This window comes from Geodermatophilus sp. DF01-2, from assembly GCF_004571065.1.
Lineage (GTDB): Bacteria > Actinomycetota > Actinomycetes > Mycobacteriales > Geodermatophilaceae > Geodermatophilus.
Map to the genome: position 1 here is coordinate 1 of NZ_SPQN01000112.1, position 9,894 is coordinate 9,894.

The 9,894-nt window shown below is 73.8% G+C and carries 8 protein-coding genes and 1 pseudogene; 6 read left to right on the plus strand and 3 right to left on the minus strand.

From position 1 onward, the window contains the following. The 6 genes and pseudogenes from E4P41_RS22830 to E4P41_RS19905 form a co-directional block, all read left to right on the plus strand. Positions 1–331: pseudogene (locus E4P41_RS22830) on the plus strand (hypothetical protein); the annotation flags it as partial. 41 nt (positions 332–372) lie between these two features. Next, positions 373–579, plus strand: coding sequence for a hypothetical protein (locus E4P41_RS19885; RefSeq protein ID WP_135142962.1), 207 nt, complete (start codon positions 373–375; stop codon positions 577–579). 83 nt (positions 580–662) lie between these two features. Further along, positions 663–1,865, plus strand: a complete 1,203-nt coding sequence (locus E4P41_RS19890) for a cysteine desulfurase-like protein (RefSeq protein WP_135142963.1) — start codon at positions 663–665, stop codon at positions 1,863–1,865. Positions 1,866–1,992: 127 nt separating this feature from the next. Then, positions 1,993–3,210, plus strand: coding sequence for an iron-containing alcohol dehydrogenase (locus tag E4P41_RS19895; RefSeq protein WP_209307822.1), 1,218 nt, complete (start codon positions 1,993–1,995; stop codon positions 3,208–3,210). Further along, positions 3,211–4,530: a histidine kinase gene (locus E4P41_RS19900; protein ID WP_135142964.1), complete on the plus strand. Its 1,320-nt coding sequence runs from the start codon at positions 3,211–3,213 to the stop codon at positions 4,528–4,530. Beyond that, a complete protein-coding gene (locus E4P41_RS19905; RefSeq protein WP_135142965.1) occupies positions 4,523–5,173 on the plus strand; it encodes a response regulator transcription factor in 651 nt (216 codons plus the stop codon). Before E4P41_RS19900 ends, E4P41_RS19905 begins: the two co-directional genes overlap by 8 nt. Before the next feature lie 43 nt (positions 5,174–5,216). On the opposite strand, the gene E4P41_RS19910 is transcribed toward E4P41_RS19905, so the two are convergent. The 3 genes from E4P41_RS19910 to mdo all read right to left on the minus strand — a co-directional run bounded on the left by E4P41_RS19910 (position 5,217) and on the right by mdo (position 9,531). Beyond that, a complete protein-coding gene (locus E4P41_RS19910) occupies positions 5,217–6,728 on the minus strand; it encodes a VWA domain-containing protein (protein ID WP_135142966.1) in 1,512 nt (503 codons plus the stop codon). 1 nt (position 6,729) lies between these two features. Then, a complete protein-coding gene (locus tag E4P41_RS19915) occupies positions 6,730–7,962 on the minus strand; it encodes a MoxR family ATPase (RefSeq protein WP_245177512.1) in 1,233 nt (410 codons plus the stop codon). A 276-nt stretch (positions 7,963–8,238) separates the two neighbouring features. After that, a complete protein-coding gene (gene mdo / locus E4P41_RS19920) occupies positions 8,239–9,531 on the minus strand; it encodes an NDMA-dependent methanol dehydrogenase (protein WP_135142967.1) in 1,293 nt (430 codons plus the stop codon). Positions 9,532–9,894: the final 363 nt, after the last annotated feature.

Sequence of the window (9,894 nt, forward strand, 5' to 3'; positions counted from 1 at the left end):
GGCCAGGCCGACCGGCACGAGCAGCAGCAGCATGAGCCAGACCGCCCGCCGTCGCCGGGCGAGGACCTCCGGCGGAGGGGGCGGCGCGTCCCGGTCGGGACCGTGGCTGTGGGGATGGCTCGGCGGCCGGGAGGTGCCGGTGGACGACGTCCTCGGCCCCGGGACGGCGCGGCTGCGGCTGCTCGCCCCCGGACGGCTGGCGGTGCGGCCGCAGGGCGGACCCGAGGTCGAGGTCGCCGACGTCTCCGGCGCGCTCACGAGGTGGTTGCGGCGCGGACGGGCGGTCGCCGTCGACGTCCGGCCCGACCGGGTGGTGCGCTCGGCGTCGTGACCTGCGGGCGTGGACCCCCGGGTTCCGGGTACAGCCCACCCATGCAGATCGACAAGAGCCAGATCCTCGAACTCCTCCGCTCCCAGGGCGACGACGCCAAGGCGCAGCAGGCCGACCAGGAGCTTCCGGGCACCGTCGACACCGACGAGCACGCCGGCCTGCTGGAGAAGCTGGGCCTGAGCCCGATGGACCTGATCAGCAAGCTCGGCGGCAGCGGTGGCGGACTGGGCGGTCTGCTCGGCCGCTGACGTCGGCTCGTGCACGCACCGCGGTCCCGGCCCGTCGGGAGACCGCGGTGTGTGCACGGAACGCGGCGCGGCATGCTGCTCGGGTGAGCTACGACGTCGCCGCCGTCCGTGCCTGCTTCCCCGCCCTGCGCGCCGGGGCCGCCCACTTCGACGGGCCGGGCGGCTCGCAGGTCCCCGAGCCGGTGGCCGCCGCCGTCGCCGCGACGATGACGGCGCCGCTGGCCAACCGCGGCCGGACGACGCAGGCCGAGCGCAACGCCGACGACGTCGTCCTGGCCGCGCGCCGGGCGGTCGCCGACCTGGTCGGCGGCGACCCGGGCGGGGTCGTGTTCGGCCGCAGTATGACCGCGCTGACCTACGAGTTCTCCCGGGTGCTGTCCGCCGGCTGGGGTCCGGACGACGAGGTCGTGGTGACCCGGCTGGACCACGACGCGAACGTCCGCCCGTGGGTGCAGGCCGCCCAGGCCCGCGGCGCGACCGTGCGGTGGACGGAGTTCGACCCGGCCACCGGCGAGCTGGCCCCCGAGACGGTGGCCGCCCACCTCTCCGACCGGACCCGGCTGGTCGCCGTCACGGGCGCGTCGAACCTCATCGGCACCCGGCCCGACATCGCTGCCATGACCGCGCTGGCGCACGACGCCGGCGCCCTCGCCTACGTCGACGGCGTGCACCTCACCGCGCACGCCGCGGTCGACGTCGCCGCGCTCGGCGCCGACCTCTACGCCTGCTCGCCGTACAAGTTCCTCGGCCCGCACGTGGGCTGCGTCGTCGCCCCGCCCGACCTGCTGGGGACGCTGCGCCCGGACAAGCTGCTGCCCTCCACCGACGCCGTCCCCGAGCGGTTCGAGCTCGGCACGCTGCCCTACGAGCTGCTGGCCGGCACCACCGCGGCGGTCGACTTCCTCGCCGGGCTGGGCGGCCCCGAGGGGGACCGCCGCGCCCGGCTGGAGGCCGGGATGGCCGCGCTCGAGGAGCACGAGGACCGGCTGCGGGAGCGCATCGAGGACGGCGTCCGCGCGCTGCCCGGCGTCACGGTGTGGTCCCGGGCGGAGCGACGCACCCCGACCCTGCTGCTCACCTTCGACGGGCGGGACGCCGCCGACGCGTACCGCTTCCTCGCCGAGCGCGGGGTCAACGTCCCGGCCGGGTCGTTCTACGCGATCGAGGCGTCCCGATGGCTGGGGCTGGGGGACGCCGGCGGCCTGCGCGTGGGGCTGGCGCCGTACAACGACGACGAGGACGTCGACCGGCTGCTGGCCGGGCTGGGGGACTGGCTCACCACCTGACCCCGATCGGTCGCGCGCGACCGAACCGTGTGACAGTGGTCACGACCGGGCCTAGTCTGGGCGGCACCGCCGAGACCCCGGAGGTCGTCGTGTCCGCTGCCGCGTGCGCTCCCCGAGCGAGGCGACGATGACCGCCGTCGCGCCGGTCAGACTTCCGCGCCCGGCCGGGTTCGCGCCGCGGCCGGCCCCCACCGGCGGAGCGTTCACCAAGTACCTGGTGCCCGAGGTGGTGTTCGGCTGGGGCTCGCTGTCCGAGGCCGGCTGGGCCGCCCGCCGGCTGGGCGCGCAGCGTCCGTTCGTCGTCACCGACGCCGGGCTGGTCGAGGCCGGCTGGTGGGCCGAGCTCGCCGGCCACCTCGCCGAGGCCGGGCTGCGCGCGACCGTGTGGCAGGAGCTCACGGCCAACCCCAAGGACCACGAGGTCGCCGCGGGGACCGAGCGGTACCTGGAGAGCGGTTGCGACGTCCTCGTCGGCCTCGGCGGCGGGTCGGTGATCGACGCGGCCAAGGCGATCGCGGTGGTCGCGAGCAACGGCGGGCGGATCCTCGACTACGAGGGCGTGGACAAGGTCACCGCGGCGATCCCGCCGACCGTGATGTGCCCCAGCACCGCCGGCACCGGGGCCGACGTCTCGCAGTTCGCCGTCATCACCGACACCACCCGCCGGCTCAAGGCCACGCTCATCGGCCGCGCCCTGGTGCCCGACATCTCGATCACCGACCCGCGGCTGCTCACCACGATGCCCGACGACCTGGCCGCGGCCACCGGGCTGGACGCGCTGACCCACGGCATCGAGGCGTTCGTCTCCCGGGCGGCCGGGCCGCTCACCGACGTCCACGCGCTGCACGCCATCGAGCTGATCTGCGGCTCGCTGCGGAGCACCCTCGACCGGCCCGAGGACCCGGCGGCGCGCACCGCGATGGCGCAGGCGAGCCTCGAGGCGGGGCTGGCCTTCACCAACGCCATCCTGGGCGCGACCCATGCGATGAGCCACCAGGTCGGCGGGCTGCTCGACCTGCCGCATGGCGTCGTCAACGGCGTCCTCCTGCCGCACGTCATCCGGTTCAACGCGCGGAGCGCGCCGGACCGGTTCACCCCCGTAGCGCGGGCCATGGGCATCGACGTGGCCGGGATGCCGGCGGACGTCGCGGCGGAGGAGGCAGCCGCCGCGGTCGGCCGGCTGGCCGCGGACCTGGGCTGCCCCCGTGGGTTGGCCGAGCTCGGTGTCCGGGAGGCCGACATCGACACGCTGGCCACCACCACGCTCGGCGACGCCTGCCTGTCGACCAACCCCCGCGACGCCGACTCCACCGAGATCGCGGCGCTCTTCCGCAACGCGCTGTAGATGCGCGCGCCGGACATCTCCGAGCTCACCGGGCTGCGCTCGTCCAAGCCCAGCTGGTACGCCGAGTACCGGCAGACCGCGGAGAACCTCGACCGCGCGCTGGGCTCGCTCGAGCACATCGCGGGCGTGCTCTCGGCCACCGGGCAGGGCGCCGACGCGCTGTGCCGCGCGGTCGTGGACGCCACCGCCGAGCACCTCGGCGAGCCGTGGGTGGTGCTCGCGCTGTCCGGGACGGCGCTGCCGCTGGCCCGCCCGCGGATGCTCGGCCGCGGCCCGTCCGGAGCAGGGGTGGCCCACATGGCCCTGCTGCCCGAGGTGGTCCGCCGCCCGGTGGCCGCGGCGCTGGCGGCCGACGCGGTGGAGCCGTGGCAGACCGCGGACGGCGCGGTCGTCGTCCCTCTGGTGGTGGACGGCGAGCCGGTCGGCGCGCTGGTGGCCTGCGGCGGGCCCCGCCGGACGGCGACCGCCGCGGACCTCGCCATCCTGCGCATCGTGGCCAACCAGTCGGCGGTCGCGCTGCTGTCGGAGCACCTGCTGGCCCGCTCCGAGGGGCTGCGCCGGCAGACCGCGGAGCTCTACGCGCAAGCCCAGGAGCGCGCGCGCGACCTCGACGAGCGGCACAGACAGCTGGCCGAGGCCGAGCGGCGGCTGGACGTCGCCGCGCAGCGGGAGGCGGTGGACGCCGAGCGGCACCGCATCGCCCGCGAACTGCACGACAGCGTGGCCCAGCACGTGCTGTCGGCCGGGATGACCATCGAGTGGTGCCGGCCGGAGGTGGCCCACCACGCCGAGGTCTACGAGCGACTCGGGCACGCCAAGGCGCTCACCCGGGAGGCGGTCGAGCGGCTGCGCGGCGCTATCCACGCGCTCTCCTCCGACGGGCACGGCGACGGCGACGGGCTGCCCGCGCTGCTCGGCCGGCTGTCCGACGTCGCCCCCGTCCCCGGCCTCGCCGTCGCCGTGCGGGTGGAGGGGCGGCCGCGGGAGCTGCCGGCCGAGGTGGAGCACTCGCTGTTCCGGATCGCCTCGGAGTGCCTGTTCAACACCGCCCGGCACGCGCAGGCGACCCGCAGCACCGTGCGGCTGGCCTACCGCCCGGCCGAGCTGCGGCTCTCGGTCGCCGACGACGGCCGTGGCGACCCCGACGTCCTGCGCCGGGCACTGCGGGCCTCCACCGGGCGGGACGACGGATACCACCGCGGGCTGGCCAACATCGCCTCCCGCTGCGGGGAGCTGGGGGCGACGGTGCGGTTCACGCGGGCCAGGATGGGCGGGGTGCGGGTGGAGGTCCGGATGCCGTGGGAGGCCGGAGATGCCTGAGCCCATCCGGCTGGTCATCGTCGACGACCACGCGATCGTCCGGCAGGGGCTGCGCTCGATCCTGGAGCGCGAGCCCGACATCGAGGTCGTCGGCGAGGCGGCGTCCGCGCCCGAGGCCCTCGACCTGGTCGCCGCCACCCGCCCGCACATCGTGCTGCTGGACCTCAAGCTCTCGGCGGGCTCCGACGTCGCCGGACTGACCCTGTGCGGGCAGCTCACCGCCACCGCCCCGGCGCCCGGGGTGCTGGTCGTGACGACCTTCCTCGACCAGCAGCTGGTGCTGGAGGCGATCCAGCGCGGAGCCCGCGGTTACGTGCTCAAGGATGTCGACGCCGTCGCGCTGGCGGCCGCGATCCGGGCGGTGCGCCGCGGGGAGAGCGCCTTCGACAGCCACAGCGCGACGATGGTGGTGCGCTCGCTCGCGGCGCCGCCGTCCCCCGCCGTCACCGGGCCCGACCTCACCGCCCGGGAGCGCGAGGTGCTCACCCTGCTGGCCCGCGGGCTCTCCAACGAGGCGATCGGCCGTGAGCTCTACATCTCCGCGACGACGGCGAAGTTCCACGTCGGCAACGTGATGCGCAAGCTCTCGGTGACCCGGCGTGCGGAGGCGGTCTACGCGGGCAGCAAGCTCGGCCTGATCTGACCGGAGTCGCTCGAGCGCGGTTCCTGCACCCGAGCGACTCCGCTCAGCGGGAGGCGGCGCGGGTGACGACGTCGGTCGCCCAGCTCTCCAGCCCCGAGTGGTCGCGGATGACCTCGACCCGGTCGCAGCTCTCCGCGTACGCGGGCAGGTCGCAGCCGCCGAGCGCCCACGAGTAGCGCGGCTCGGGGGTCAGCCAGATCGTCTCCTGCACCCGCCGGGTCAGGTCGGCGAAGACGTCCAGGCGCGAGGCGTTGCCGTTGCCGCGGCCGTCGCCGAGCACCAGCAGCGTCGAGCGGCGGGTGAACGCGCCGGAGTGGTCGGCGGCCAGCTTGGCGAACACCGCGCCGTAGTCGCTGGAGGCGTCGACGTCGATCACGTCGCCGCCGAACACCAGGCCGAGCGCGTGCTCCAGCGGGTGCTCGTCGAACAGGTCGGTGATCTCGACGACGTCGTCCACGAACGCGAAGGTGCGCACCTGCGCGAAGAGGTCCTGCAGCGCGTGGACGACGTGCAGCGTGAACCGCGCCGTCGTCCGCACCGACAGGCTCACGTCGGCCACCACGACCAGCCGCGGCTTGTCCTCGGCCAGCCGGGTGGTCACCGGCCGGAAGGGGACGCCGTCGTAGCGCAGGTTGCGGCGCATCGTGCGGGCCACGTCGACCCGCCCGCGCGGCGACTGGCGCTTCTTGTGGGTCAGCCCGCCGTGCAGCGAGGTGGCCAGCCGGCGCAGCGACTCCTCGATCCGCGCCCGCTCGGCCTCGGTGACCTGCTCCACCGGCGCCCGCGCCAGCTCCCGCTCCTCGACGGCCAGGTCGCTCATCTCGGCGAGCTTCTGCAGGTGCGCGGCGAGCAGCTCGGGCAGGTCCTCGATCACCCCGGCCAGCTGGCGGCGCAGCGCCTCGGCGACCTCGGGGTCCAGGTCGCCGACCGGGTCGGCCAGCCAGTCGCGCAGCGCCTGCTGCTGGGCGACGGACAGCTCCAGGTCCAGCTGGGTGCCGCCGCCGCGCACCAGGTCGCCGGGCAGGCCCGGGTCGTGCAGCCGCGACACCTCCAGCTGTACCTTCTGCGCGTCGTCGACCGGACCGCCCCGGCTCTCCGAGGACAGCACGATCTGCTGGGTCAGCGAGGCCAGGTCGACCTTGTTCGCCTCCTGGTGCAGGTTGTACTGCGCAGCGAGGTCCTCGGGCTTGAAGAACTCCTTGATGTCGACCGGTTTGCCGTGGCTGTGCCCCTCCTGCACCTCGGCGTCCGGGTCCGGCGACCAGGTCATCCGGGTGAGCTCGCCGGTGTCGGCCAGGTCGTCGTGCGCGTGCCCGTGGCCGTCGGCGTCCTCGACGACCGCCCGCAGGGAGAAGAAGCGGGCGAAGGTGTCGGCGAAGACCTCGGCGTCCCGGCGGTCCTTGAGCAGCGCCGCACCGAGCGCGGCCTCCAGGGCCGCCCGGTCGCTGACCCCGACGGCGGCCGCGGCGTCGAACGCGTCGATCGCCTCCGCCGTCGAGATCCGCATCCCGCGCAGTCGGAGCAGCCGGATGAACCGGTGCAGGGCGCCCTCCACGTCAGACCGGCCGGCGCCGGGCGCCGCCGCGGTTGGCGGCGAAGGACCGGGCGCCCTGGCCCGCGCGCACCTGCCGTGGGGCGGCCGGCGCCTCGGTCTCGGTCGGCGCCTGCTGGCCGTAGTAGTTGCGGTCGTGCCGGCCCGGAGCGTCCTTTGCCGCCCGCACGCGGCGGCCGTCGTCCTCGTGGTCGTGGTCGTGGGTGTGCCCGCCGTGGGTGTGCGCCCCGTGCGAGTGGGTGTGCCCGGGGTGGGTGGGGCCGTGAGCATGGTCGTGTCCGAGCGACTCGGGCACGGTCGTGTTGGGGTCGATCAGCCGGGGCAGCGCCTCCCGGGAGCGCTGCACGTCGCGCTCATACTTGGCGACGACGGAGACGGTGTCGCCCAGGATCTCGGCGTCCAGCTCGCTCACGCCCAGGACGGCGAGGGTGCGCGCCCAGTCGATCGTCTCGGAGATGCTCGGGGCCTTGCGCAGGTCCAGGCCGCGCAGCCCGCGCACGATCTGCACCAGTCGCTGCGCCGCGGTGTCGGCCAGGCCGGTGTCCTTGGACCGGAGGATCTCCAGCTCGCGGTCGGCGTCGGGGTACTCGAGGAACAGGTGCAGGCAGCGCCGCTTGAGCGCCGCCGACAGGTCACGGGTGTTGTTCGAGGTCAGGACGACGTAGGGCGGCGCCTTGGCGACGAAGGTGCCGATCTCGGGCACCGACACCTGGTACTCGGCGAGCATCTCCAGCAGCACCGCCTCCAGCGCCTCGTCGGCGCGGTCGACCTCGTCGACCAGCAGCACCACCGGCTCCTCGGAGCGCACGGCCTCCAGCAGGGGCCGCGGGGCGAGGAACCGCTCGTTGAAGAACGCGCTGTCGGCACCGGCGATCCGGTCGACGGCGTCCTCCAGCGTGGCGGTGTCCTCCAGCAGCTCGGCGGCCTTGTCCCGCAGGATCTGGGTGTAGAGCAGCTGCTTGCCGTAGTCCCACTCGTAGAGCGCCTTGGTCTCGTCCTGGCCCTCGTAGCACTGCAGGCGCAGCAGCCGGCGCCCGGTGGCGGCGGCCAGCGTTTTGGCCAGCTCCGTCTTGCCGACGCCGGCGGGGCCCTCCAGCAGCAGCGGCTTGGCCAGGCGGGACATCACGAAGGTCGTCGTCGCCAACCGGCGGTCGGCGATGTAGCCGTGCTCGGCGAAGGCGCGGGCCACGTCGTCGGGGCCGTCGAAGTCGGGGGCGGACACGCGGTCGGCAGGCACGGGCTGGACGGTCAAGGAGTCTCCTCGTCAGGAGGGTGGGGCGAGGTGAGCCACGTCACCCCGCCCCACCGTAGGTCGGATCGGCTGAGGAGGTCGTCGAGGTCCCGGTCGGGTCGGGGGACGGCGCAACCGGGACCTGGCGACGGTCAGGTGAGGAGGTCGTCGAGGTCCCGGTCGGGTCGGGGACGGCGCGACCGGGACCTGGCGACGGTCAGGTGAGGAGGTCGTCGAGGTCCCGGTCGGGTCGGGGACGGCGCGACCGGGACCTGGCGACGGTCAGGTGAGGAGGTCGTCGAGGTCGCCGGTCATGCAGTGCTCGACCACCGGGCGGACGGTCTCGAACGTGCACTCCTTGGCGTTGCCCGGGGTGCAGGCGTCGCCGAGGACGTGGTTGGTGATCCGGTCGACGTCCGTGTCGTCGCCCTTGATGACCGAGGCGTTCTCGTAGAACTTGGTCGGGCCCTGGCCCAGCCGGTTCTTGGAGTAGCTGTCCTGGGTGACGTCGACGAAGCGCTCCGGGATGCCGACGTCGCGCAGCAGCCGGATCGCCGCGGCCAGCGCCGCGTCGGCGGCCTGGACGTCGGTCATGCCGTGCGTGTCCACCCCCATGGCCCGGGCGATGTCGGCGAACCGTTTGTACTGGGTGGGCATGTTGAACGCCCACACCCGAGGCAGCGCGACGGCGTTGTTGAGCCCGTGGTGGGTGTCGTAGAAGGCGCTCACCGCGTGGCTGATCGAGTGGATGATCCCGAGGCCGCCGGAGTTGAAGGCCTGCGCGGCGATGTACTGGGCGTACATCATCCCCTGCCGGCCGCCGAGGTCCTGGCCGTTCCACACCGCCTGCCGCAGGTGCTCGGCGGTCATCTTGATCGCGTGCAGCGCGTTGCCCAGCGACGGTGGGAAGTCCAGCCGCGACACGTAGGGCTCACTGGCGTGGGCGAGGACGTCGAAGCCGCACTGTGCGGTGTAGTCGACCGGGCAGTCGTAGTAGAGGACCGGGTCGTCGATCGCCAGTGTGGTCACGGACGTGTCGTCGAAGGCGACGTACTTGTGCGGGTTGTCCGGGTCCGTGGTGGTGTCGGTGATGACGTAGGCCCAGCTGGTCTCCGAGCCGGTGCCGGCCGTGGTGGAGACGGCGATGTGCGGCGGGTTCTTGGGGTTCTCGGACTGGTTGAAGCCCTCGAACTCGTTGACGCTGCGGCCGTCGTGGGCCACCGAGATGCGGGCGCCCTTGCAGGCGTCGTGGCTGGATCCGCCGCCGATGGAGACGAAGCTGTCGCACTCGTTCTCCTGGTACATCGCCACGGCGTCCATGACGTTGTAGTCCTTGGGGTTGGACTCCACCTTGTCGTAGACCACGACCTCCAGGCCGTGGTAGCGCATCGACTCGGCGATCTTGTTCACGACGTCGGTGCCGCGCAGGCCCGACGTCATGATCAGAGTCCTCTTGAAGCCCAGCTTGAGTGCCTCGGGACCGATGATCTCGTGCGCGCCGGGGCCCATCAGGGCGCGCGGGAACGGGTGGAACTCCTTGATCGGGAAGGGCTTGAGGAGTTCTTCGACCTGCATGGGTGGTCCTTCCTGCCTGCCTGCGGGGAGCCGTCGGCGCGGAGGCTATGAGCGGCGTCACACCCTGCGGCAGGGCGAGCGGGGCGGAACCGGCCGTCCGGAGGAACAGGTCGGCCCGTCCGGCGAGGTGCACCTGCCCGACCGGGTAGTTGCCGCGCCATCGGCGTCCTGGCTCACCGTCCGGGTTCCTGGCTCACGACCAGTGGTGAGCCAGGAGCCCCGATGACCAGCTCACCTGATCGAGCCTGTCGCATAAAGCCGCGTGCCTGAGCGGGTGCGGGCGGTAGTTGCGGGAGAATGGGGCATGCCGCAGAACTTCATCCGCGCGGATGTCGATCAGGGGTTTCTGCTGCCGCCGGATGT

Excerpts from the sequence above, each read along its gene's own strand:
- E4P41_RS19905 (WP_135142965.1), top strand. The coding sequence starts at position 4,523 with ATGCCTGAGCCCATCCGGCTGGTCATCGTCGACGACCACGCGATCGTC.
- E4P41_RS19895 (WP_209307822.1), top strand. The coding sequence starts at position 1,993 with ATGACCGCCGTCGCGCCGGTCAGACTTCCGCGCCCGGCCGGGTTCGCG.
- E4P41_RS19885 (WP_135142962.1), top strand. The coding sequence starts at position 373 with ATGCAGATCGACAAGAGCCAGATCCTCGAACTCCTCCGCTCCCAGGGC.
- mdo (WP_135142967.1), bottom strand. The coding sequence starts at position 9,531 with ATGCAGGTCGAAGAACTCCTCAAGCCCTTCCCGATCAAGGAGTTCCAC.
- E4P41_RS19900 (WP_135142964.1), top strand. The coding sequence starts at position 3,211 with ATGCGCGCGCCGGACATCTCCGAGCTCACCGGGCTGCGCTCGTCCAAG.